At 76.2% G+C, this 26,136-nt stretch carries 5 protein-coding genes; all 5 read right to left on the bottom strand.

Annotation, left to right across the window (positions count from 1 at the left end; genetic code table 11):
• Window positions 1–38 precede the first annotated feature (38 nt).
• Window positions 39–1,061, bottom strand: a complete 1,023-nt coding sequence (gene gntD, locus ACFRAR_RS27430; protein WP_380700874.1) for a guanitoxin biosynthesis L-enduracididine beta-hydroxylase GntD — start codon at window positions 1,059–1,061, stop codon at window positions 39–41.
• Between the two features lie 128 nt (window positions 1,062–1,189).
• Window positions 1,190–2,533 (bottom strand): MFS transporter, encoded by a 1,344-nt coding sequence (locus ACFRAR_RS27425; RefSeq protein WP_380700873.1) that lies wholly within the window; start codon window positions 2,531–2,533, stop codon window positions 1,190–1,192.
• A complete protein-coding gene (locus ACFRAR_RS27420) occupies window positions 2,530–4,008 on the bottom strand; it encodes a serine hydrolase domain-containing protein (RefSeq protein ID WP_380700872.1) in 1,479 nt (492 codons plus the stop codon). Before ACFRAR_RS27420 ends, ACFRAR_RS27425 begins: the two co-directional genes overlap by 4 nt.
• Window positions 4,005–16,472, bottom strand: coding sequence for an amino acid adenylation domain-containing protein (locus ACFRAR_RS27415; RefSeq protein ID WP_380700871.1), 12,468 nt, complete (start codon window positions 16,470–16,472; stop codon window positions 4,005–4,007). The genes ACFRAR_RS27420 and ACFRAR_RS27415 overlap by 4 nt, the downstream gene beginning before the upstream one ends.
• On the bottom strand, window positions 16,459–26,136 hold the full coding sequence (locus ACFRAR_RS27410; RefSeq protein ID WP_380700870.1) for an amino acid adenylation domain-containing protein: 9,678 nt from the start codon (window positions 26,134–26,136) through the stop codon (window positions 16,459–16,461). The genes ACFRAR_RS27415 and ACFRAR_RS27410 overlap by 14 nt, the downstream gene beginning before the upstream one ends.

Below are 26,136 nucleotides of genomic sequence, written 5' to 3'. Positions count from 1 at the left end.
AACCTCGGGTGAGAGAAGTGGGGAACCGTCGGTGACGGTCAGTAGATGACCCGGGAGTCGGCACTGAGCCGGTACTCGCGGGACTTGCGCAGGTCCCGGGCGATGTTGAGGCGGCGGAGCCAGCGGTCCGTCCCGTCGTAGCGGGCGCGGAACGGCTTGCGGCCGTGCACCACCCGGTAGTTGTCGAGGAAGACGATGTCGCCGGGCTCCAGCACGACGCCGGTGAGGGCGCGGTCGATGGCGGCGCCGGCCGCGTCGAGCACCCGCTGCTCCTCCTCGCCGTGGACTCCCCGCATGTAGTACGGGTCGATGACCAGGTAGGGGTCGTCGGGGTCGCCGAACAGGACGGCCAGCGGGTCGGGCTGCTCCAGCGCCCGCTCCACCCGGTCCAGGGCGCGCCGGCGCAGCCGCTCCTCGCGGTCCGCGGCCCCGTCGGTCCGGGCGCCGCCGCGGTGCGCGTCGTCGGGCAGGATGCGGAAGCGCGGCTCGCCGAGCGCGGCCCGGGTCTCCTCGTCCAGCTCGACGTCGGCGATGTCCGCGACGGTGGTCTCGACGCCGTCCGGGTTCCGCAGGCACATCAGACCGAGGTAGTCGGTGCGCAGCGGGTGGAAGGCGTCCTCGGTGTGCCAGCTGAGGGTCTCGGCGCTGCCCCAGCCGATCTGGTCGTTCTCGTGCGACCGGACCGGGTAGACGTCGTGCATGATCAGGCCGTCCTGCTGGGTGGCCCAGCCGATCGGGTCGCCGAGCACGCTCCCGATCAGGAAGAAGGCGATGTCCTGGCGGAGCGAGGGGGACGGCCCCGGCTTGCCGCGGCGCTCGGCCGGGGTCTCGCCGAGCGCCCCGTCCTCGACGTGGAGGCCGGAGACCACGATGGTCCCGGACTTCTCGGCCAGCCGGAACTCGTTGAGCTCCGCGCGGAGCCGGCGGGGCAGCTCCTGGGCGTGGGTGCGGCTCTCGCGCTGGAACGCCGGGGACTCCACGGTGTCGTACCGCTGGGCGAGTTCGTCGGCGATCGTCTCGACGGCCGAGACCTCGTCGCCGGTGAGTCGGACACGGGTCACGAGCGGGTACCTCCTGAACGGGTCTGCGACGGGAAAGCCTCGGTGGCACTCGGAGCCTCACCGATGTCCGCCCGGGGTTTCCAGTCACTTGAATCGAGAGTGAAATTGCCGTTCCACCTTCACGGTGGTTACTCGTGGCTCCGGCCGGAGGACGTCGGGAAGCGGCGCAGCACGGGGCTGGCGGTCGTTCCCACGGCGATCAGCGCCAAGGCCGCGCCGCAGGCCAGCACGGCGTCCGTGCCGCCGCCCGCCCTGGACACCAGCACTCCGCCCACCAACGGTCCCAGTGCCCCGGCGCCGCTGGCGCACAGCGCGCTGATGGAGCTCACCCGGCCCCGCATGCCGTCGGGGGTGACCAGGAGCTGATGGGTCATCACGGTGGTGTTGGCCACGGGCGCGAACAGGGCGGCCAGGCCGAGCAGCACCCCGAGCGGCACCCCGCCCGAGACGACCGCCATCAGCCCGGTCGCGACGGCGGACAGCCAGGCGAAGCCCAGCACCAGCACCGGGGCGGGCAGCCGCCGGTGGAGCCAGGGGGCCAGGCCGGCCCCGAGCAGGCCGCCGGCGCCGAGACAGGCCATCATCAGGCCGACCTCGCCGGGGGCGGTGTGGTCCTCGTGGGACAGCGCCAGGATGATCACCAGCAGGGCGTTGAAGACCAGGTTGGTGCCCATCATCCAGAGCAGCGTGGTCCGCAGCACCCGGTTGCGCAGCACCCAGCGGAGCCCGGCGGTCATCCCGCCGCCCGTCCCGCCGTCCGCCTCCCCGGTGTCCGGCCGGGCCACCGGCGGCAGCCGGAGCAGGGTCATCGCACCGGCCGAGAGGGCCAGCATGGCGGCCGTCACCGTGAACGGGTCGGTCGGGTGCGCGCTGAACAGGAACCCGGCGACGGACGGGCCGAGCAGGGTGGCCACGAACGGGCGGGCGGCGTTGCGGGCCACCGCGGTGGAGAGCTGGGACTCCGGGACGACCTGCGGCAGGGCCGCGTGCTCGGCCGGTTCGAAGACCGAGCCGAGCACCCCCTCCAGCACCACGACGGCCAGCAGGTGCCCGTAGCTGTAGCGGTCCAGGGCCAGCGCGGCGGCGAGGCTCCCCATGCTGACGGCCCGCAGGCCCTGGCAGGCGAGCATCACGGTGCGCCGGTTCCAGCGGTCCGCGATCGCGCCGGCCGGGACGGCGGCCAGCATCCGGACGGCGGCGAGCAGCGAGGAGGCGATGCCCATCCGGATCGCCGATCCGGTGTGCGCCAGGATCAGCAGCGGGAAGGCCACCATCGCGATCTCGAAGGCGAGTTCGGAGAGGAGCTGGCCGGTCCAGAGGATGTTGTAGGCGCGGTTGCGGGAGAGCGGGCGCGGCGCCGTCGGCGGGCCGGTCGGCCCACCACCGGTCGGCCCACCACCGGCGGGCCCGCCACCGGCCGGCCCGCCGACCAGCCGCTCGGTCGGCTCGCCGGTCGGGCGGGCGACGGTCATCGGCTCACCGCTCCTCGGGCCGCCCCGCGGCGCGCGAGCCGGCCGGACACCTGGAGGTAGTCGACCCGGCCGGTGCCGGGATCACGGAGGAAGCGCCCCGCGAAGACGGGCCCGCCGGCCGGACCGCCGCCCGCCTCGCGCATGGTGAAGCGCAGGTCCGCCGTGCAGCTGAGCTCGTACCGCGGCCGGCCGCCGAGACCGAGCAGCAGTCCGGGCCCGCCCGGGGAGACCGTGTACCGCAGGTCCCCGTTGGCGTAGTCGCCCAGGCAGTCCTCGGGCGCCGGGACCGGGCCGCCGTCCGGCTCCGCGGCACGGGGGCCCGGGTCCGGGACGGCGAGTCCGGCGGCCCGCAGGCAGCCGACCAGCTCGGCCCAGAGGTTCTGGCCGGTGTCGGCGTTGGTGGTGAGCGCCACCACGGTGCCCTCGGCCGGTTCGAACCTGAGGTGGCAGGAGATCCCGTCCCCGGTGCCGTCGTGGCCGTACCAGTCCGGGCCGCCCTCCCGGTAGCGGGCCCAGCCGAGCCCCCAGCCGTCGGCCATCCCGTACGGTCCGAACGGGACGCCGGCGAGCTGGTCCCGGCACATCTCGCCGACCGTCTCCGCGGCCAGCAGCGGCCCCGGCGGGGCCAGGAACTGCCGGGCGAACAGGACGGCCTCCTCGGCGCTCAGCGCGAGCGACCCGCCCGGCGCCTCGACCACCGGCACGTCCTGCTCGGCGACCGTGAGCGTCCGCCGCCCCGGGCCGCGCACCACGTGGCCGGCGGCCGAGGTGCGGCCGCGCGGGTCGCGCACGTCCCCGACGAAGGCCGGGGCGAGGCCGAGCGGGGAGAGCAGGATCGCGTCCAACGCCTCCGACCAGTCCATGCCGGTCGTCTCCTCGACCACCAGGCCGGCCAGGGCGTAGCCCACGTTGGAGTACGAGAACGCCGTGCCCGGGGCGGCCACCGGGGCCTGCCGGTCGGCGTGCCGGGACGCCCGGCGGCGGGCGCCGCCGGTCCGCCCGGCGTCCTCGGGCAGCGCCGCCGGCAGTCCGGCGGTGTGGCTGAGCACCTGCCGGACGGTCCCGGCGGTGTCCAGGCCCGCCTCCGGGAGGTGGAGGGCCACCAGGTCGTCCAGCTCGGCCTCCCCGTCCGCCACCAGGGTCATCACCAGGGCCGCGGTGAACGGCTTGGTGAGCGAGGCGAGCGGGAACGCCGTGTCCCGGCGGACCGGCCGGCCGCCGCCGAGGACCTGCTCCCCGACGGCCACCGAGACGGTGCGGCCGCCGTGGTGAACGGCCAGCTGGGCACCGGGGACCCGGTGCGCGCGGGACAGGCGTTCCAGCAGCGCGGAGAGCGCCGCCTCGCCGATCCGGTCCCGGCCGTCCACGGCCGGCCGGCCCGCCACGGCACCCCGCTCCCCCACTGCCACCCGGCTGTCCCCGACCACCTGGTCCGCCACGGCCACCGCCTCGATCCTCGTCAGCTCGCCGCTCATGCCCACCGCCCCGCCGCGGGCCCGGCCGCCGACCGCAGCTCGGCCAGCAGGTCCTCGGCCAGCCGCTCGACCGTGGTCCGGCGGTGCACGTTCCGGGAGTAGTGCCAACTGAGGCTCAGACGGCCCCCGTTCACCGCCCCGACCACCTCCAGGAGGTGGCCGGCCTCGGCCTCGGGGCTGCGGTCCCGGCCGATGGAGGGGAGGAAGGCGTGGTAGAGCACGCCGTCGCCGTCCGCGCCCACCGGGTCCGCCTGGCCGTGGTAGTCGAACAGCACCTGCGCGGCCGGGGCGGCCGGGCCGGGCGGCTCCTTCAGGTACCGCAGGGCGCCGTGGCCCAGGCCGTTGCCCGGCACCGCGCGCAGCTGGCGCCGCACCGACCTGGCGAGCGACGGCCAGTCGGCGTCCGGCTCGGGCAGCTCCAGGGCGACCGGGTGGACGGTGGTGAACCAGCCGACGGTACGGGAGAGTTCGAGGTCGTCGAAGATCTCCTCACGGCCGTGCCCCTCGATGTCGATCAGCACCCGGCGCTCGCCGGTCCAGTCGCCGAGGGTGCGGGCCAGCGCGGCGAGCAGCAGGTCGCGGGCGGAGGTGCGCAGCCGCCCGACCGCGCGCAGGAACCGCGCGGTCTCCTCCGGTTCCAGGCCGACCGTCACGGTGTCCGCCGAGCCGGCCAGGTTCGGCCCGTCGCCGTCCCGGGGCAGCTCGGCGGCCGGCCGGACGGCCTCCCAGTGGGGCGCCTCCGAGTCGAAGCCGCCCTCCCGGGTGTGCCGTCGCAACCGCTCGGCCCAGTGGCGGAAGGAGGCGCCGCGGAGCGGGGGCGCGGCCGGCCCGCCGCCGTGCCGGGCCCGGTACGCGCTCCGCAGGTCGTCCAGCAGGATGCGCCAGGAGACCGCGTCGACGACCAGGTGGTGCGCGGTGAGGAAGAGCCGGGGCCGGTGGCCCGCCCCCAGGTCGAACAGCAGGGCGCGCAGCAGCGGTCCCTCCCGCAGGTCCAGGGCGGCGTCCGCCTCGGCGGCCAGCCGTTCCGCCGCCGCGGCCCGCTCCGGCTCGGGGAGCTCCGACAGGTCGTGCCGCACCAGTGGGTCGGCCGCTTCGGCGGCGACCGCGAACTGCCGCCAGCCCTCGCCGGTGCGCTCGTAGCGCAGGCTCAACGCGTCGTGCAAGGTGGGCAGTTCGGCCAGGGCCGCGCGCAGGGCCGGCTCGTCCACGTCGTCGGCCAGCTCGATCAGCACCGACTGGGTGAAGTGGTGCGGGGCGACCGGGTCGGCGCCCAGGAAGGCGGCCTGGGCCGGGGTCAGCGGCACCTCCCCGGTCGCCGGCTCGTCCCGCTCCGGCTCGGCGGCCGCCTCCGGGGTGACGACCTCGGCCAGCTGTGCGACGGTCGGGTGCAGGAAGAGGTCCCGGGAGGCCACCCGCAGGCCGGCCCGCCGGATCCGGTGGACCAGCTGGATGCTCAGGATGGAGTCGCCGCCCGACTCGAAGAAGTCGTCGGTCACGCCGACCCGTTCGAGGCCGAGGACGTCCGCCCAGAGTTCCGCGAGGAGCCGCTCGGTCGCGGTGCGCGGCGCCGTGTACGCGCCCTCCGCGCCCGCGGCCGGCCCGGGTGCGGGCAGGGCCCGCCGGTCCACCTTGCCGCTGGGGGTGAGCGGGAGCGCGTCCAGCACCACGACGGCCGAGGGGACCATGGCGGACGGCAGGGCCCGGCGGGCGGACGCGCGCAGCTCCGCGGGATCGGGCGCCCCGGCCGCCGCCGGGGTCACGTAGGCCACCAGCTGCGGCGGGCCGGACGGGCCGGGCCGGACCACCGCGGCGGCGTCGGCCACCGTCGGGTGGCCCTTCAACAGGGCCTCGACCTCGCCGAGTTCGATCCGGTGGCCGCGCAGCTTGACCTGCGCGTCGATGCGGCCGCAGAACTCCAGGCTGCCGTCCGCGCGGTAGCGCACCAGGTCGCCCGTGCGGTACATCCGGGCGCCGGGTCCGGTGGCGTACGGGTCCTGCGTGAAGCGCTCGGCGGTCAGCTCGGGGCGCTCGTGGTAGCCGCGGGCGACGCCGAGGCCGCCGATCCACAGCTCGCCCCGGGTGCCGCGCGGCACCCGGCGGCCGTACCGGTCCAGCACGTGGAGGACGGTGTTGAGAACGGGCGTGCCGAGCGAGACCTCGCCCCGCTCCAGCGCGCCGGCCTCCAGCGTCCAGGTCGCGGACCAGACGGTCGTCTCGGTCGGGCCGTACATGTTGACGACCTCGCCCGGGCAGAGCGCGGCCAGTTCGCGGGCCAGGCCGCGGTCGAGGGCCTCGCCGCCGACCAGCATCCGGCGCAGCCCGCCGACGAGGGCGCGGCCCTCGGTGTCGGCGAGCAGCATCCGGGCGTAGGACGGCGTGCACTGCAGGTGGGTGGGGTCCAGGCGGCGGTGGGCGGCCCAGTCGGCGGTGGATCCGGCCGCGACCACGACGCGGTAGCCCCGGGTGAGGGTCCACAGCAGTTCGAGGGTGGAGATGTCGAAGGAGAGGCTGGTGACGGCCAGCCAGGTGTCACCGGGGCCACCGCCGATCCGCTCGTCCATGGCGCGGCAGAAGTTGGCGAACTGGGCGTGCTCGACCAGGACGCCCTTGGGCCGGCCGGTGGAGCCGGAGGTGAAGATGACGTAGGCCGGGTGGTCGGGGCGCAGCGGCCCGGTGCGGTCGGCGTCGGTCGGGTTCCCGGCCGGCCCGGCCGTCGGGTGCGGGTCGTCGAGGACCGGCACGCCGTGCGGCCCGCCCGGCAGGTCGCCCACGACCAGGGCCGGCCCGGCGTCGTCGAGCATGAACGCGACGCGCTCGGCGGGCATCGCGGGGTCGACCGGGAGGTACCCGGCGCCGGCCTTCAGCACCGCGAGGACCGCCACCACGGTGCTCACCGCCCGGACCCCGGCCACGGCGACCAGCTGCCCGGGGCCGATGCCCCGGGCGATCAGCCGGTGCGCCAGCCGGTTCGCCCGGGCGTTGGCCTCGGCGAAGGTCAGCGTGCCGTCCGGGCCGACCAGCGCGGTCAGCCCGGGGGTGTCGGCGGCCCGCCGTTCGAAGCCCTCGACGAACCCTTCGGCCGGGCCCGGCAGTTCCGGCCCGACGAGGGACTCCGCCGCGGCCGGCAGCGGAAGGTCCGCCAGGCGGCGGTGGCCGGTGACCGCGCCGGCCAGCAAGGCCCGCAGCTGCTCGGCCAGCGCCGCGACGGTGCCGGGGTCGAACAGGGCGGTGCTGTAGCCGATCACCGCCTTCAACCGCCCTTGCTGCTCGTAGAAGTTGAAGCTCAGGTCATGGCTGATCTCGGAGCTGACCAGCGGCGTCGGCTCGGCCCGGACGCCGGGCAGCCGGATCTCGCCGGAACGGTCGGTCTCCAGGCCGACCATGACCTCGACCAGGGCGTTGCGGCTGGGGTCGCGGTCCGGTCGGAGCGCCTCGACCAGCTGGTCGAACGGCGTCTCCTCGTGGACGAAGGCCTCCAGGACGGTCTCCCGCACCCGGCCGAGCAGCTCCGGGAAGGTCAGCGTCTCGTCGACGGCGGTGCGCAGCACCACCGTGTTGACGAAGAAGCCGACCATGTCCTCCAGTTCGGGGCGGCCCCGGCCGGAGGTCGGGGTGCCGACGGCGAGGTCCGACTGCCCCGACGCCCGGGACAGCACCACCTGGACGGCGGCGACCAGGGCCATGAACAGGGTGGCGTCCTGCCGCCGGGCCAGTGCCCGGAGCCGGTCCGCCAGCGACTCGGGCAGGTCGACGGCGAGCATCGCCCCCGCGGTCTCCCGGACCGCCGGGCGCGGCCGGTCGGTGGGCAGCTCCAGCGGGGCGAGCCCGGCCAGCCGCTCCCGCCAGTACTCCAGGTGGTGGCGCTGTTCCGGGGTGTCCAGCCGCTCGCGCTGCCAGACGGCGTAGTCGGCGTACTGCACCGGCAGCGGCGGGAGGACGGCCGCGGTTCCCTCCAGCGCGGCCGTGTAGCAGGCGCCGAGGTCGCGGGCCAGCAGGTCCATCGACCAGCCGTCGGTGGCGATGTGGTGGATGACCAGCGCGAGCAGGTGCCGGTCCGGGCCGGTCCGGGCCAGCGCGGCCCGCAGCACCGGGCCCTCGCGCAGGTCGAAGGGCTGCCCGATCCGTTCGTGGAGCCACTCCTGCGCCGCGTCCTCGGCACCGCCCGCGGCCGCCGTGTCCTCGGTACCGCCCGCGGCCGCCGAGCCCTCGGCATCACCCGCGGCCGCCGGGCCCGGCTCGAAGAGCAGCAGTTCGGGCCGCTCGGCGGGCCGGACCAGCTGGACGCCGCGGCCCTCCACGGTGTGGTAGACGGTCCGCAGCGGCTCGTGCCGGGCGACCAGGGCGGCGAGCGCCGCGCGCAGCGCGTCGACGTCCAGCGGCCCGTCCAGCCGCAGCCCGAGCACGGTGTTGTACTCGGTGCCCCCGGGCGCGAAGTCGTGCAGGAACCAGAGGCGTTGCTGGGCGGAGGAGAGCGGGAGCGGACCGCTCCGGTCGACCGGCACCGGGCCGGCCGTCCCGGCGACGCCCTGCCCGTCCAGCCAGGCGGCCAGCCCGGCCACGGTGGGCGTGTCGAACAGCTGCCGGGGGGAGACGGCGAGCCCGAGGGAGGCGCGGATCCGGGAGATCACCCGGATGCTCAGGATCGAGTCCCCGCCGAGGTCGAAGAAGCCGTCCTCGGCGCCGACCCGGGCGACACCGAGCACCTCGGCCCAGATGCCGGCCAGCAGCTCCTCGGTGCCGGTGCGCGGGGCGGTGTACGGGAGGTCGGCGGTGTCCGGGGCGGCCGGGGCGGGCAGCGCCCGCCGGTCGACCGTGCCGCTGGGCGTCATCGGCAGCGCGTCCAGCACCACGTAGGCGGTGGGCACGGCCGCGGCCGGCAGGCTCTCGGCGAGGAAGGACCGGAACCCGGCGGGCTCGGGCACCGGTCCGGCCGGGACCACGTACCCGACCAGCCGGGCCGGGCCGCCCTCGTCCCGGCGGACGGCCGCGGCGGCGGAGTGCACGGCGGGGTGGCGGGCCAGCGCGGCCTCGACCTCGCCGAGCTCCACCCGGAACCCGCGGATCTTCACCTGGTCGTCGGCCCGGCCCAGGCATTCCAGGTTGCCGTCGGCCCGCCAGCGGGCGAGGTCGCCGGTGCGGTACATCCGGGCGCCCTCCGCCGTGACGAAGGGGTCGGTCCGGAAGCGCTCGGCGGTCAGTTCGGGGCGGTTGAGGTAGCCCCGGGAGACGCCGTCGCCGGCGATCCAGCACTCGCCCACCACCCCGGTCGGCACCGGCCGCAGGTCGCGGTCCAGGACGTAGATCCGGGTGTTGGCGAGCGGACGGCCGATCGGCACGAAGGCCGCGTCGCCCAGCGGGTCGCCGCCGAGCCGGAACACCGTGGAGTCGACCGTGGTCTCGGTGGAGCCGTAGGCGTTGACCAGCACGGTGCCGGGGGCGAGCCCGGCCAGCACCTCGGCGGCCGCGTCGGCGGGCCAGCCCTCGGAGCCGACCATCAGCACCTTCAGCGACTCCGGCCTGACGCCGCGCCAGCCGAGTTCGGCGACCATGGCGCGGGCCAGGGTCGGCACCGTGATCATCAGCTCGGACCGGTCGGCCAGCAGCAGGTCGACCAGGGCGACCGGGTCGCTCACCGACTTCGCCGGGCAGATCGTCATGGTGCCGCCGAACAGGGCGGCCAGCAGGAAGTCGGAGAAGAAGAGGTCCACCGAGAGGCTGGAGACCGAGAGCACCCGGGGCCGCAGCGCGGTGAGGCCGTAGCGGGCGTCCCAGCCGTTGACCATGTGGTAGACGTGCCGGTGCTCGACCATGACGCCCTTGGGCCGGCCCGTGGTGCCGGAGGTGTAGATCACGTAGGCGAGGTCGTCCGGGGCCGCACCGCCCTCCGGCGCGGTCGCCGGCAGGGCCTCCAGCAGGCGCCGGTCGCGGTCCGGGCAGACGATCCGCGCCCGGTGCCCGGCGACCCGGTCGAGCAGCCGCTCCTCGGTGACCACCACCGGGGCGTCGGCGTCCGAGAGCATCTGCCGCAGCCGCTGCGCCGGGTACTCCGGGTCCAGCGGGACGAACGCGCCGCCGGCCTTCTGCACCGCGAGCAGGGCGACCACCGCGTCGACGCCGCGGCTGACGCAGACGCCCACCAGCACCCCGGGCGCCACCCCGAGGCCCTTCAGGTGGTGCGCCAGGCGGTTGGCCCGCTCGTCGAGCTGACGGTACGTCAATTCTCCTTCGCCGTCCGCCACCACGATCCCGTCCGGGGTGCGGGCGGCCTGCTCGGCGAACAGCACGGGCACGGTGCGCGGGCGCGGCAGGCGGGTCGCGGTGTCGTTCCACTCCACCAGCAGCCGGTGCCGCTCGGCCTCGGTGAGCACCGGCAGCTCGCCCACCGGGGTGTGCGGCGCCGCGGCGATCGCCTCCAGCAGGGTGGTGAGGTGCCCGGCGATCCGGGTGACGGTCTCCGGGTCGAAGAGCGCCGGGTCGTAGCCGATCGCCAGCCGCAGCTCCTCACCCGCGTGGGCGGTCAGGGTGAGCGCGAAGTTGGTGTGCTCGTCACCCCGGTACGCGCCGACCCGCAGGCCCGACCGGGCCGCCTCCGCCTCGTCGTACGGGTAGTTCTCGAAGACCACGATGCTGTCGAAGAGGCCGCTCGGGCCGCCGCTCCAGCGCTGGATCCGGGTCAGGTCCACGTGCTCGTACTGGCGCGCCTCCACCTGGGCCGCCTGGAGGCCGCGCAGCCACTCGGCGGTCTCCGCCGCGGCGTCGACCGAGACCCGCACCGGCACGGTGTTGATGAACAGCCCGACCATGTGCTCCGCCCCGGGCAGGGTCGCCGGGCGGCCGGAGACGGTGGCGCCGAAGCACACCTCGGGCTCGCCGCCGTAGTGCGCGAGCAGCACCGCCCAGGCGCCCTGGACCAGGGTGTTCACGGTCAGCCGCGCGGCCCGGGCCGCCTCGTACAGCAGGCCGGAGCGCTCCGGGCCGAGGCCCACCCGCTCCTCGCGGGAGGACCGGGTGCCGTGCGCCCGCACGGGCTGCCGGTCGAAGGGCAGCGGGGTGGGCACCGAGAAGCCGTCCAGCACGCCGCGCCAGTACCGCTCGGCCTCGGCGTCGTCCTGCCCGGCCAGCCACTGGACGTAGTCGCGGTACGGGCGGCGCGCCGGGGCCGGACCGACCGGTCCGCCGGTGAGCCGCGCGTACTCCCGGAAGACGTCGGACAGCACCCCGGCGAAGCTCCAGCCGTCCAGCATCATGTGGTGGGTCGACCAGAACACCGCCACCGCGTCGTCGGTGAGCCGGACGATGCCCACCCGGATCAGCGGGGCGGCGGCGAGGTCGAGGCTCTGCCCGGTCCGCTCGGCCCAGAGCCGGTCCAGCTCGGCCTCCCGCTCCGGCTCGGGCAGCGCCCGCAGGTCGAGGTGCTCGACCGGCACCCGGACGCCGGTGCGCACCACCTGGAGCGGCTCGGGGACGTCCTGCCAGACCACGGCGGTACGCAGCACCGGGGTGCGGTCCACCGTCCGCTGCCAGGCCCCGGCCAGCGCGGCCACGTCCCCGACCCCGTCCAGCCGGACCCCGAAGTGCCCGGTGTACATGTCCCGGCCGGTCTCGGCGAGGGCGTGGAAGAGCATGCCGCTCTGGGCCGCGGTGAGCGGGTAGACGTCCTCGACCGAGCGGCCGTCGCCGACCAGCCGGTCGACGGTGGCCTGGTCCAGCGCGGCGAGCGGGAAGTCCGAGGGGGAGCAGCCGCCCGCACCCGGGGTGGCGCAGTGCTCGACGATCTCCCCCAGCGCGGTCAGGAAGGCCTCGGCCACCCGCCGCACCGTGGACTCCTCGTGCAGCTCGCCGGAGTACACCCAGTGGAACTCCAGCTGCCCGTCCGCGACCCAGCCGTTGACCTCCAGCAGCTGGTGCCGGGCCTGGCCGGCGGCGCGCTCGTGCCCCTCGACCGGCAGCCGGCCGAGGAACAGCCCGGACGGCGCCGCCCCCGCGTCCAGCCGGCCCAGGTAGTTGAAGCTGATCCCGGGCTCGGCGGCGGCGCTCGCGGCCTCCGTCCCGCCCAGCCGACGCAGCGCGCCGTAGCCGAGGCCGTTGGACGGCACGGCCCGCAGCCGTTCCTTGACGGTCCTGAGCACCTCGCCCCAGCCGGCGCCGACCGGGGCGGTCAGCACGACCGGGAACAGGGTGGTGAACCAGCCGACCGTGCGGGAGAGGTCGACGTCGGCGAACAGGTCCTCCCGGCCGTGTCCCTCCAGCGCGACCGCCACGGTGCCGTCCCCGGTCCAGCCGGAGACCGCCCGCCAGAGCGCGCTGAGCAGCACGTCGTTGACCTGGGTCCGGTAGACGCCCGGCACCTTGCGCAGCAGCGCGTCGGTGCGGTCGGCGTCCAGCCGGACCGAGACCGTGCGGGCCGAGCCCGCGGTGTTCGCCCCGGCGCGGTCCACCGGCAGCGGGGCGGCGGCCGCCGCGGCCGCCTCCACCCCGTCCCAGTAGGCCAGTTGGCCGGCGAAACCGCCGGACCGGGTGTGCTCGCCGAGCCGGGCGGCCCACTCCTGGAAGGAGGTGCTCCGGGGCGGCAGGACGATCGGCCCGCCCTGCCGGGCCTGCCGGTAGCCGGTCTCCAGGTCGGCGAGCAGGATCTGCCAGGACAGCGCGTCCACCACCAGGTGGTGGGCGACCAGCAGGAGCCGCGGCGGCCGGTCCTCGCCCTCGCCCTCGCCCTCGCCCTCGCCCTCGCCCTCGCCCTCGCCCTCGCCCTCGCCGGGCAGGATCAGCCAGGCGCGCAGCAGCGGTCCGTCCGCCAGCGGGAAGCCGCTCTGGGCCCGTTCCACGAGCTCCCGGACGGCGGCCTCCCGGAGCTCCGGGTCGAGGCCGGCGAGCTCGATCCGCTCGAAGTCGGCGGCGCCCTCGGCGGGCTGGTGCAGCCGCCACCGCCCGTCGGTGCGCTCGGCGCGCAGCCGGAGCGCGTCGTGGTGCCGGACCAGCGCGTCGAGCGCGGCCCGCAGCGCGGCCTCGTCGGCGCCCTCGGCGGGCAGTTCGAGGCACACCGCCTGGTTGAACCGGTCGAGGCTGTCGGTGAGCCGCTCGAAGAACCAGTGGTGGATCGGGGTCAGCGGCACCTCGCCGGTCGCCGGGCCCCGCTCGGCCGCGGTCCCCTCCGCCCGCGCGGCCCCGGCCGCCCCGGCGGCTTGCGCGGCTTCCGCGGCCTCGGCGGCGAGTTCGGCGACGGTCTGCCGCAGGAAGGTCTGCCGGGCGGTGATCGACAGGCCCGCCTCGCGGGCCCGGGCGACCACCTGGAGGCTGAGGATGGAGTCGCCGCCGAGGTCGAAGAAGTTGTCCTCGACGCCGATCTCCTCGACGCCGAGCAGCTCCCGCCAGATCCGTACCAGGGTCTCCTCGGCCGGGTTGCGGGGCGCGACCCGCGAGGCGGCCTGGTCGCGGCGCAGCTCCGGGTCGGGCAGGGCCCGCCGGTCGACCTTGCCGTTGGCGTTCAGCGGCAGCCGGTCCAGCAGCACGAACGCCGCCGGCACCATGTACTCGGGCAGCTGCTCGCGGGCGTGCTCCCGCAGCCGGCCCGCGTCCGGGCCGTCGGCCCCGACCACCAGGTACGCGACCAGCCGGCGGGTGCCGCGCCCGTCCTGCTTGACGGCGACGGCGGCGGAGGTCACCCCGGGGTGCCGGGCGAGCACCGCCTCGATCTCGCCGGGCTCGATCCGGAAACCCCTCAGCTTGACCTGGTCGTCGGCCCGGCCGAGGTAGTCCAGGGTGCCGTCCGCCAGCCACCGGGCGCGGTCGCCGGTGCGGTACATCCGGGTGCCCGGCGCGCCGTACGGGTCGGCGACGAAGCGCTCGGCGGTCAGGTCGTACCGGCCCAGGTAGCCGCGGGCCAGGGCCCGTCCGGAGAGGTAGACCTCGCCCGGGACACCAGCCGGGACCGGGCGGAGCCGGCCGTCCAGCACCCGTACCCGGACCCCGGGCAGCGGGCGGCCGATCGGGACCGGGCCGTCGCCGAGGGCGGCCGGGTCGAGCGGTGCGCTCATCGTCGCGCAGACCGTCGACTCGGTCGGCCCGTACGCGTTGATCATCCGCCGGCCGGCCGACCAGGCCGCGGCCGGCGCGGGCGGGCAGGCCTCGCCGGCCACGACCAGGGTGAGGCCGGCCGGGACCCGCTCCGCCGGGAGCGCCGTCAGGGCGCTCGGCGGCAGGGTGACGTGGGTGACCCGGTGCCGGGTGAGCAGCGCGGCCAGCGGTTCGCCGGGCACCAGCTCGCCCTTGCCCGCGACCACCAGGGCGCCGCCGGAGAGCAGGGCCGTGCCGATCTCGGAGAAGGCGGCGTCGAAGGAGAGGGAGGCGAACTGGAGCACCCGGGTGTCCGGCCCGGTGCCGAAGTGGGCGCACTGGCCGGCCACCAGGCCGTGGACGCCGGCGTGGGTGACGACCACGCCCTTGGGGCGGCCGGTCGAGCCCGAGGTGTAGATGACGTAGGCGGGGTGTGCCGGGAGCAGGGGCTCGGCCGGCTCGGGCGCGGTGTCGGGGAGCGCGGCGAGCCCGGCGACGGTCAGCGGCGCGTCCAGGGCGATCGGCTCCGCCGCGGAGGCGAGCCGCCCGGCATGGGCCGTCTCGGTCACCAGCAGGAGGGGCGCGGCGTCGTCGAGCACCAGCCGGAGCCGCTCCCGCGGGTGGTCGAGGTCCAGCGGCAGGTACGCGGCGCCGGTCTTCAGCACGGCCAGCACCGCGACCACCGCCGCCACCGACCTCGGCAGGCCGATCGCGACCAGCCGCTCCGGTCCGGCGCCCCGGGCGATCAGCAGGTGCGCCAGCCGGTTGGCCCGCCGGTCGAGTTCGGCGTAGCTGACGGTCTCCCCGTCGGAGACCAGGGCGGGCGCGGACGGGTCGCGGGCGAGCTGCGCCGCGAAGAGCTCCGGTACGGTCCGGGGCTCCCGCTCCTCCCCCGTGCCGCTCCACTCCTCGACCAGCCGGTGCCGCTCGTCCGGGCCGAGCATCGACAGGCCGGCGAGCGGTTCGCCGGGTGCCCGGGCGATCTGCCCGAGCAGGCCCAGCAGGTGGCCGGCCAGCCGCGCCACCGTCGGCGGCGTGAACAGGTCGGTGCTGTACCCGAGGTAGCCGGTCAGCTCCCCGTCCCGTTCGAAGAAGTCGAAGGAGAGGTCCGCGCTGCTGGTGACCACCGGCGGCGGGACCTCCTCGATCCGCAGGCCGGCCGGTGCGGCGACGGGTTCGGGGGTGTTGTGCAGGTTCACCGCCACCTCGGCCAGCGCCGGCCGGCTGGAGTCGCGTTCCGGCCGGAGCGCCTCGACCACCTGCTGGAAGGGGACCTCCTGGTGGGTGAGGGCCGCCAGCACGGTGGCCCGGACCGAGTCCAGCAGCTCGGCGAACGACCGGGACTCGTCGATCCGGCCGCGCAGCACCAGGTTGTTGACGAAGAAGCCGACCAGCTGCTCGGTCTCGGTCCGGCCCCGGCCGGAGACCGCGGTCGCCACCGCGACGTCGTCGCGGCCCGCCCAGCGGGACAGCAGCAGCTGCACCCCGGCGACCAGGGCCATGAACAGGCTGGCACCGCCGTCGCGGGCCAACCCGCGCAGCCGGGCGGTCAGTTCGGCGGGCACCCGGAACTCGTGCAGGGCGCCGGCCCCGCTGCGCACCGGCGGGCGGGGGAGGTCGGTCGGCAGGTCGAGCGGGGCGAGGCCGGCCAGCTGTTCCCGCCAGTGGTCCAGCTGCCCGCGCAGCGCCCCGCCGGCCGCCCGGTCCCGCTGCCAGGCGGCGAAGTCCGCGTACTGCACGGTGAGTTCGGGCAGCTCGGCGGTCCGTCCGGTGGTCTCGGCGGAGTACAGCGCGGCCAGGTCGCCGACCAGGACGCCGAGCGACCAGCCGTCAGTGACGATGTGGTGCATGCCCAGCACCAGGACGTGCTCGTGCTCGCCCAGCCGCAGCAGCCCGGCCCGGAACACCGGCCCGGTCCGCAGGTCGAAGGGCAGCATCGCCTCCGCCAGCAGCGCGTCCCGGACGGCGGACTCCCGTTCGGCGTCGGGCAGTCGGGACAGGTCGACGACCGGGAGCGGCACCGCCCCGGCCGGCCGGACGTGCTGCAGGCCGGCCCCGTCCACCGCGTCGAAGACCGTCCGCAGCGACTCGTGCCGGGCCACCAGCAGGTCCAGCGCGGCCCGCAGCGCCGCCGGGTCGAGCGCGCCGCTCAGCCGGACCGCCCGCAGGGTGTTGTACTCGACGCTCTCCGGGTCGATCTCGTGCAGGTACCAGAGCCGCTGCTGGGCCGAGGAGATCGGGGAGCCGCCCTCCCGGGGGACCGGGGTGATCCGGTCCCGCTCCGGCTCCTCCTGCGCCCGGCCCATCAGCCGGCCGCGCAGCAGTTCCCGGAGGTGGGCCGGCAGCGCGGCCATCCGGGCCTCCCTCGAAGCGGCGCCGTCCACGGTGTCCTTTCCGTCATGCCCTGCCATGCGTACCGCCCCCTACCGCTGCTTCCAGACTGCTCAGGATCTTTTCCTCCAGGACTTCCGCGAGGGCGGCCACCGTCGGCCGGTCGAAGAAGTCCGCCGGCGAGAGCTCGACGCCGAACGCCCCCGTCATCCGCGACATCAGCCGCAGGCTCGTGATGGAGTCCCCGCCGAGGTCGAAGAAGTTGTCCTCGGCCCCGATCCGCTCGGTGTCGAGCACCTCGGCCCAGATCCGGGCCAGTGCCTCCTCGGTGGGGGTCCGGGGCGCCAGGTAGCCGTCCGCCACGGTGTCCCGGCGGGTCGGCGCCGGCAGCGCCCTGCGGTCGACCTTGCCGGTGGGGTTCAGCGGCAGGGCCGCCAGGACCACGAAGGCCGAGGGCACCAGGTGGCCCGGCAGGGCGGCGGCGGCCGCCCGGCGCAGCGCGGCGGAGTCGAGCGCCGGACCGTCGGGAGCGGGCACCAGGTAGGCGACCAGGCGCTTGTGCCCGGACTCCTCCTCGCGGGCGACCACGACCGCCTCGCCGACCCCGTCCAGGCCGAGCAGCGCGTTCTCCACCTCGGCCGGCTCCACCCGGAAGCCGCGGATCTTCACCTGCTGGTCCGCCCGGCCCGCGAACTCCAGCCGCCCGTCGGCGTTCCAGCGCACCAGGTCGCCGGTGCGGTAGAGCCGGGAGCCGGGCGGGCCGAACGGGTCGGCGACGAACCGGCCGGCGGTCAGCCCGGGCTGGTCGAAGTAGCCCCGGGCCAGCCCGACCCCGCCGATGTACAGCTCACCGGTGACGCCCACCGGCACCAGCGCGAGGGCCGGGTCCAGGACGTGCACCCGGACGTTCGGCGCGGACCGGCCGAGCGGGACGGTCCGGTGCCCGGCGCCGGGCTCGACCGGGAACATGGAGACCGCCATCGCGGTCTCGGTCGGGCCGTAGATGTTGAACAGGCGCCGGCCGTGCGACCACTCCTCGGCCGGCTCCGGCGGCAGCACGTCGCCGGCCACGCCGAGCACGGCCAGGTCCGGCAGCGCGCCCGGGTCCAGCGCGGGCAGCAGGGCCGGTGGCACCGTCAGGGCGCCGATCCGGTCCTCGCGCAGCTGCCGTTGCAGCAGCTCCGGGCTCTGCACCGCGTCGGGCCGGGCCAACACCAGGGTGGCGCCCGCCACCAGGGTCTTGAAGACGTCCCAGACGCCTCCGTCGAAGCTGAGCGTGTAGAACTGCAGCACCCGGCTGCCCGGGCCCAGCCCGTAGGCCCGGCCGGCCATCAGCACGATGTTGTACAGCGAGCGGTGCTCGATCATCACGCCCTTGGGGCGGCCGGTGGAGCCCGAGGTGAACATCAGGTAGGCGAGGTCGCGCGGGCCGGCGCCGGTCTCCGGCGCGGTGGACGGCCGGGCGGCGATCGCCGCCTCCTCCTCGTCCAGGCAGACCACGGCCGTGCCGTTCCCGGCGAACCGGTCGGCCAGCTCCCGCCGGGTCAGCAGCACCGGCGGACGGACCTCGGCCAGCATGCCGTTCAGCCGCTCCGGCGGGAAGCCGGGGTCCAGCGGCAGGTAGCCGGCACCGGCCTTGAGCACGCCGAGGATGGCCGGCACCGCCTCCGGACCGCGTTCCAGCGCGATCCCGACCACGTCGCCCCGGCCGACGCCGAGCGCCGCCAGGTGGTGGCCGAGCCGGTTGGCCCGCCGGTCGAGTTCGGCGTAGCTGACCACGGTGTCGCCCGAGACCAGTGCGGCGGCGTCGGGCTGACGCTCCGCCAGCTCGGCGATCACCTGCTCCACCCGGCGGTCGACGACGTCCGCGGTGACGGTGCCGCTCCACTCCGTCCCGAGGGTGTGCCGCTCCGCCGCGGTGAGCACCGGCAGCCGGCCGAGCGGCCGGTGCGGGTTCTCGGCGACCGCCGCGAGCAGCACCTCCAGGTGGCCGGCCATCCGCTCGACCGTGGCGGCGTCGAAGCAGCCGGGGTCGTAGTGCAGCAGCAGCGAGAGCCCGCCCTCGGCGTAGGCGACCAGGTTCAGCGGGAAGTTGGTGCCGCTGCGCGCCTTGATGCCGACCAGCTCCAGCCCGAAGTCGGCCGCCAGCCGGTCGTCCACCGGGTAGTTCTCGAAGATCACCACGCTGTCGAACAGCTCGGCGTCGCTGTGCGGGGCCACCCACTGCTTCAGCCGGGTCAGCGGCACCTGCTCGTACTGCCGGGCCTGGGCCTGGTCGTCCTGCAACTTCCGCAGCCAGTCGACCAGTTCGGCGCCGGGATCGGCCTCGACCCGGACCGGCAGGGTGTTGATGAACAGCCCGATCATGTCGTCCACGCCGTCCAGCTCCGCCGACCGGCCCGACACCGTGGCGCCGAAGCAGACCCGCGACTCGCCGCTGTAGCGGGCCAGCAGCAGCGCCCAGACGCCCTGCAGCACCGTGTTCAGCGTCACCCGCGCCTCGCGCGCCACCGCGTTCAGCCGCTCGGACAGCTCGGCCGACAGGCCCAGGGCCACCTCCGCCGAGGAGGCGCCGCGGCGGCCCGCCGCCGGGGGCCGGTCGTACGGCAGCGGGGTCGGCGACTCCCAGCCCGCCAGCACGCCCCGCCAGTACTCCTCGCCGGCCCCGGGCTCCAGCCCGCGCAGCCAGGCCACGTGGTCCCGGAACGGGCGGCGCCGCACGGGGGCGCGGCCGCGGCCGGCCGCCTCCGGGGCCTCCCGGCCCTCCCGGCCCTCCTGGCCCTCCTGGCCCTCCTGGCCCGAGGCCAGGGCGGAGAACTCGGTGAGCACCTCCGCCAGCAGCCGGGCCGCGCTCCAGCCGTCCAGCAGCACGTGGTGGAAGGTCCAGAACACCCGGACCCGGCTGTCGTCCAGGACGGCGACCGCGATCCGCGTCAGCGGCGCGGTGGCGAAGTCGAGCCCGCGCTCGCGGTCCTCGCGCAGGAACCGCTCGACCGCCTCGTGGCGGCCGGCCTCGTCCAGCTCCGTCCAGTCCAGCCGGGTCACCTCCAGCGCGGCGGAGGTCCGGACCACCTGCAACGGCTCCGGCAGGCCGTCCCAGCGCAGCGCGGTGCGCAGCACCGGCGTGCGGTCCACCACCCGCTGCCAGGCCGGGCCGAGCAGCTCGGGACGCCGGACGCCGGACAGCTCGAAGTGGTTCTGCTCCAGGTACAGTCCGCGCCGCTGGTCCACCAGGCTGTGGAAGAGCATGCCGCTCTGCATCGGTGTGAGCGGGTAGACGTCCGCGACCTGCCGTCCGTCGCCGACCAGCCGGTCCAGCGTCTCCTGGTCCAGCCCGGCCAGCGGGTGGTCGGACGGGGTGCGGCCGCCGGCCCCCGGCTCGGCGCAGTGCGCGACCAGCCCGGCGAGCGCGTCGAGGTACTCGTGGGCGAGCCGCTCGACGGTCTCCCGGCGGTGCACCCGCTCGCCGTACTGCCAGCTGAACTCCAGCCGCCCGTCCCGGACCGCGCCGACCACGTCGACCAGGTGCAGCCGGGTGCCCCCGCCGTCCTGGTACAGGCCGATCCCGGACACCGTCCGGTACAGCCCGCCGGGCGCGGCACCGCCGAAGCGGCCCAGGTAGTTGAAGCCGAACTGCGGCAGCGGGTCGGCGGCCAGCTCCGGAGCCCCGGCGGTGCGGCGCAGCGCGCCGTAGCCCAGGCCGCGGCCGGGCACCGCCCGCAGCTGCTCCTTGACCGACTTCAGCAGGCCGCCCGGGCCGGCCTCGGCCGGGCCGCCGTCCAGCAGCACCGGGAAGTAGGAGGTGAACCAGCCGACCGTACGGGAGAGGTCCAGGTCGTCGAAGAGCTCCTCGCGGCCGTGCCCCTCCAGGGCGATCACCGTGCGCGGCCGGCCGGTCCAGCGGGCCAGCACCGGGGCGAGGGCGGCCAGCAGGACGTCGTTGACCTCGGTGCGGTACACCTCGGGGACGTCCCGCAGCAGCGCCTCGGTGGTGGCGGCGTCCAGCCGGACCCGCACCTCCCCGGTCGCGGCGACCGGGTTGGGGCCCTCGGCGTCCCGCGGCAGCCGGTGCTCGGCCTGGGCGAAGACCCGCCGCCAGTGGTCGAGTTCGCCGTCGAAGCGGCCCCCGGCGGTCAGCGCGGTGAAGCGGCGCGCCCAGTCCCGGACCGAACCGCCGCGCGCGCCGAGCTCGACCGGGCCGCCGGCCAGGGCCTGCCGGTAGGCCGTCTCCAGGTCCTCCAGCAGGACCCGCCAGGACACCCCGTCGACCGCCAGGTGGTGGACGGTGAGCAGCAGTCGGGCCGGGCCGCCCTCGGTGGCGGACAGGACGGCGCGCAGCAGCGGGCCCTCGACCGGGTCCAGGGCGTGCTGGGCCTCCTCGGCGGCGGCGGCCACGGCCTCCGCGTCCGGGAGCCCGGCGGCGTCCACCACCCGCAGCAGCTCGGCGCCGGCGGCGGCGCGCTGCTGCGACCAGCGGCCGTCGGCGGCCCGGGCGAAGTGCGTCCGCAGCGCGTCGTGCTGCTCGACCAGGGCCGCCAGGGCGGTGCGCAGCGCCGACTCGTCCGGGGCCTCGGCGAGTTCGACGGTGACGAACTGGTTGAAGGCCGCCGCGCCGTCGGCGTGGACGTGCTCGAAGTAGAGGTGCTGGATCGGCGTCAGCGGCGCGGGCCCCGTCGCCCGGTCGGTCCCGGACGGCGCCGGGGCCGGCTGCCCGGGCTCCGGCCCGTCCGCCAGCCCGTCCGCCAGCTCGGCGACCGTCGGCCGGCGGAACAGGTCCTTGGAGGTGAGCCGCAGGCCGGCCCGCCGGGCCCGGGCGACCACCTGGAGGCTGAGGATCGAGTCGCCGCCGAGGGCGAAGAAGTTGTCCCGCACGCCGATCCGCTCGACGCCGAGCACCTCGGCCCAGATCCCCGCCAGGGCGCGCTCGGTCTCGGTGACCGGCCCGGCCGGCTCCGCCTCCGTCGCCGGGGCGGCCTCCGGGAGGGGCAGCGCCCGCCGGTCGACCTTCCCGTTCGGGGTGAGCGGCATCCGGTCCAGGACGGTGAGGACGTCCGGCACCATGTAGCCGGGCAGCAGCTCCCGCAGGCGGGCGGTGAGCGTCTCCGTCCGCAGCTCGGCGCCCGGTTCGGGGGTGACGTACCCGAGCAGCCGGCGGCCGTCGGCGGTCGGCGTGACGGCGCACTGCGCGACCAGCGGCAGAGCGCCCAGCCGGCTCTCGATCTCGCCCAGCTCGATCCGGAACCCGCGCACCTTGACCTGGGTGTCCACCCGGCCGAGGTAGTCGAGCGTCCCGTCCGGCCGGCGGCGCACCAGGTCCCCGGTGCGGTACATCCGCGACCCGGGCGGGCCGAACGGGCAGGCGACGAAGCGCTCGGCGGTCAGGTCCGGCCGGCCGAGGTAGCCGCGGGCCAACCCGGCGCCCGCCAGGTGGAGTTCGCCGGGCACGCCGACCGGGACGGGCTGCCCGTACGCGTCGAGCACGTAGGCGGCGGTGTTGTCGACCGGCCCGCCGATGCCGGGCGGGCGGCCCTCGTCGTCGCCGGGGGTCACGTCCCCGGCCGTGGCGACGACGGTGGCCTCGGTCGGCCCGTAGTTGTTGACCAGCCGGAACGGCAGGCCCGCGGCGGGGCGGCGGTGCAGCACGTCGCCGCCGGTGAGCACGGTGCGCAGGGAGGTGCCGGCCAGGCCCGGCTGTTCCAGCAGGACCTCGGCCAGCGGGGTGGGCAGGAAGCAGACCGTCGTCCCGGTCCGGGCGAACCAGTCCACCAGGGCCGCCGGGTCCTCCAGGACCTCCGGTTCCGGCAGGTCGACCCGGGCCCCCGCGACCAGGTACGGCCAGAGCTCCCACTGCGCCGCGTCGAAGCCGAGCCCGGCCAGCTGGGCGGCCCGGTCCCCGGGCACGATCCGGTACGCCCGCCGGTGCCAGGCGCAGAGGTCGGCGAGCGAGCGGTGCGAGACCATCACGCCCTTGGGCACCCCGGTGGAGCCGGAGGTGTAGATGACGTACGCCAGGTCCTCGGGTTCGACCCGGACCTCCGGTTCGACGGCCGGCCGGCGCTCGATCTCCGGCCAGGCGCGGTCGAGTTCCACCACCGTCGCGCCGGTGGCCGGCAGCCGTCCGGCGGTGGCGGAGGTGGTCAGCAGCACCGGCGCCCCGGTGTCCTCGGCCACCAGGCGCACCCGCTCGGCCGGCAGGTCGGGGGCCAGCGGCACGTACGCCCCGCCAGCCTTCAGCACGGCCAGCATCGCCACCGGCAGCAGCGGGCCCCGCTCCATCGCCAGCACCACCCGCGCGCCCGGGGTCACGCCGAGCGCCACCAGGTGGTGGGCCAGGCGGTTGGCCCGCTCGTCCAGTCCGGCGTAGGAGAGCTGCCGCCGCCCGGCGCCGACGGCGACCGCGGCCGGGGCGCGCCGGGCCTGCTCGGCGAGGAGCCGGTGCACGGGCCGCGCGGTGTCGTGGTCGACGGCGGTGTCGTTCCAGCCGGTCAGCAGCCGCTCGCGCTCCGGGGCGGTGAGCAGCGGGAGTTCGGCGATCCGCCGGTGCGGGTCGGTGCCGAGCGCGGCGAGCAGCACCCGCAGCCGGTCGGCCATGACCTCGACGGTCCGCGCGTCGAACAGGTCGGCGTCGTACTCGACCATGACGTCGAGCGCGCCGTCCCGCTCGGTGAACTCCAGGGTGAGGTCGAGCACCGCCGAGCGGCGCGGCAGGTCGTACCGCTCGCCGCGGACCCCGGCAAGGTCGAGCGCCCCGGCCGGGGCGTTCTGCAGCACCACCATGACCTGCACCAGCGGGGTGAGGCTCGGGTCGCGCTCCTCGCAGAGCTCGTCCACCAGGCGCTCGAACGGGACGTCCTGGTGGGCGAAGGCGCCGAGCACGGTCTCCCGCACCCGGGCCAGCAGTTCGGGGAAGGAGGCCCGCCCGTCCACCTCGGAGCGCAGCACCACGGTGTTGATGAACGATCCGACCAGCTGCTCCAGTTCGTGCCGGTCGCGGCCGGAGACGGCCGTGCCCACCGCGATGTCCGACTGGCCGGAGAGCCGGGCGAGCAGCACCTGGGCGGCGGCCACCAGGGTCATGAACAGGGTGGCGCCGTTGGCCCCGCCCAGCGCCTTCAGCCCGGTCACCACGTTGTGGTCGATCCCGAAGCGGTGGACGGCGCCGGCCGGGGTGCGGACGGCCGGGCGCGGCCGGTCCAGCGGCAGCTCCAGCGGATTCAGTCCGGCCAACCGGTCACGCCAGTAGTCGAGTTGACTGCCCACCGCCGCTCCGGCCGCGCGCTCCCGCTGCCAGGCCGCGTAGTCGGGGTAGCCGATGCGCGGCGGCTCCGGGGCGGCGGGCCGCTCCCCGCCGGCCGCGTTGTAGAGCGCGCTCAGCTCGTCGGCGATCAGGCCCATCGACCAGCCGTCGGTGGCCAGGTGGTGGACGCCGAGGGCGAGGACGTGGTCGTGCCCGGCCAGCCGGACCAGCAGCGCCCGCAGCACCGGGCCGGTGCGCAGGTCGAAGGGCTTCCCGGTCTCCTCGGCCAGCACCCGCTCCAGCTCCGCGGCGCGCTCCCGCTCGGGCAGGGCCGACAGGTCGGTCACGGTCAGCGGCACGTCCGCCCCGGAGGCGGGGAGGACCACCTGGTACGGCTCGCCGTCCTCGGTGGAGATCACGGTGCGCAGCGCCTCGTGCCGCGCGACCAGCCCGGCCAGGGCCGCGCGCAGCGCGTCCTCGCGCAGGGCGCCGCGCAGCCGGTGGCCGACGTGCACGTTGTACGCCGCGCCGTCCGGGTCGAACTCGTGGAAGAACCAGAAGCGCCGCTGGGTGGAGGAGAGCGGCAGCCGGCCCTCGCGGCCGACCGGCTCGATCGGCGCCTCGGCGGCCGAACCGGCCCGCCCGGTCGCCAGTCCGGCGACGGTCCGGGCCTCGAACAGCGCCCGGACGCCCAGGTCCCAGCCGAGCTGCGCCCGGATCCGGGAGACCGCCCGCACCGCGGAGAGGGAGTCGCCGCCGAGCTCGAAGAAGTCGTCGGTGACGCCGACCTCGGCCAGGCCCAGCACCTCGCGCCAGACCCCGGCCAGCGTCTCCTCGACGGCGTCGCGCGGCGCGACGGACTCCGCCTCCACGCTGTCCTGCCGGGTCGGCGCCGGGAGCCTGCGGCGGTCCAGCTTGCCGTTGGCGGTGAGCGGGAACCGCTCCATCACGTGGAAGGCGGAGGGGATCATGTAGCCGGGCAGCCGGTCGGCCAGCAGCTCGCGCAGCCGTGACGGCGGCGGCACGGCGCCCTCCGGCCGTACGGCGGCCCGCTCTGCGGCCTGGTCGACGGCCCGCTCTGTGGCCTGGTCGGCGGCCGGCGCGGCGGGCGCCAGGTAGGCGACCAGCCGGCGGTCCCCCGGCCGGTCCTCCCGGACCAGCACCGCGGCCGCCCCGATCGACGGCTCGCGCGTCAACGCGGCCTCGATCTCCCCGAGTTCGATCCGGAAGCCGCGCAGCTTCACCTGGTCGTCACCGCGGCGCAGGTACTCCAGGGAGCCGTCGCCGCGCAGCCGCACCAGGTCGCCCGAGCGGTACATCCGCTCGCCCGGCGCCCCGAACGGGCAGGCGACGAACCGTGAGGCGGTCAGGTCGGGCCGGTTGGCGTAGTTGCGGGCGAGCCCGGGCCCGGCGACGTACAACTCGCCGACCGCGCCCGGCGCCACCGGCCGCAGCCCGGCGTCCAGCACCCGGAACTCCAGGTCCGGGATGGCCGTACCGATGTCGCTGCCGACGGCCGCGGCCGCCCCGGCCTCGTCGAGCGCGACGAAGGAGGCGTGCACGGTGGTCTCGGTGATCCCGTACATGTTGACCAGGGCCGGGGCGGTGTCGCCGTGCCGCTCGTACCACTCCCCCAGCCGGCCGAGGTCCAGCGCCTCCCCGCCGAAGACCACCCAGCGCAGGGCCAGCCGGGCGCCCGGCTCCGGCTCGGCGCGGTCGGCGGCCGTCAACTGGTAGAAGGCGGAAGGGGTCTGGTTCAGCACCGTGACCCGCTCGTCGGCCAGCAGCCGCAGGAACTCGGCCGGTGAGCGGGTCACCGCCTGCGGCACCACCACCAGCCGGCCGCCGTGCAGCAGGGCGCCCCAGATCTCCCACACCGAGAAGTCGAAGGCGAAGGAGTGGAAGAGCGACCACACGTCGTGCTCGTCGAAGCCGTACCAGTGCGCGGTCGAGGAGAAGAGCCGCGCCACGTTGCCGTGCGGGATCACCACGCCCTTGGGCACCCCGGTGGAACCCGAGGTGTAGATGACGTACGCGGGGTCCTCCGGGCCGCGCCCGGCCACGGGCAGGGCCGTCGTCGCCGCCGCGGCCACCGCCGCGGCCGTGCCCGGGTCGTCCAGGACCAGCCGGCGGCCTCCCGCCCGGACCCCGGCGAGCGCCCCGTCCACCTCGGCGGTGGTCAGGGTCAGCACGGGCCGGGCGTCCGTCAGCACGTGGGCGATCCGCTCGGCCGGGTGCTCGGGATCGATCGGCACGTAGCCCGCACCGGACTTGAGGACCGCGAGGATCGCCACCGGCATCTCGGCCGACCTCGGCAGCACCAGCGCCACGAACCGCTCGGGGCCGGCCCCCTCGGCGACCAGCAGTCGCGCCAGCGCGTCGGACCTGGCGTCCAGTTCCGCGTAGCTGAGCGACTCGTCGCGGTACGTCAGCGCGATCCGCTCCGGCGTCCGGGCCGCTTGCTCGGCGAACAGCCGGTCCAGGCAACGTTCCTGCGCCACACCCAT

Origin of the sequence: Kitasatospora sp. NPDC056651 (genome assembly GCF_042792155.1) — a bacterium.
Classification (GTDB): domain Bacteria; phylum Actinomycetota; class Actinomycetes; order Streptomycetales; family Streptomycetaceae; genus Kitasatospora.
Note: the sequence above shows the minus strand (reverse complement) of the source record. Positions and strands in the feature narration are given on the sequence as shown.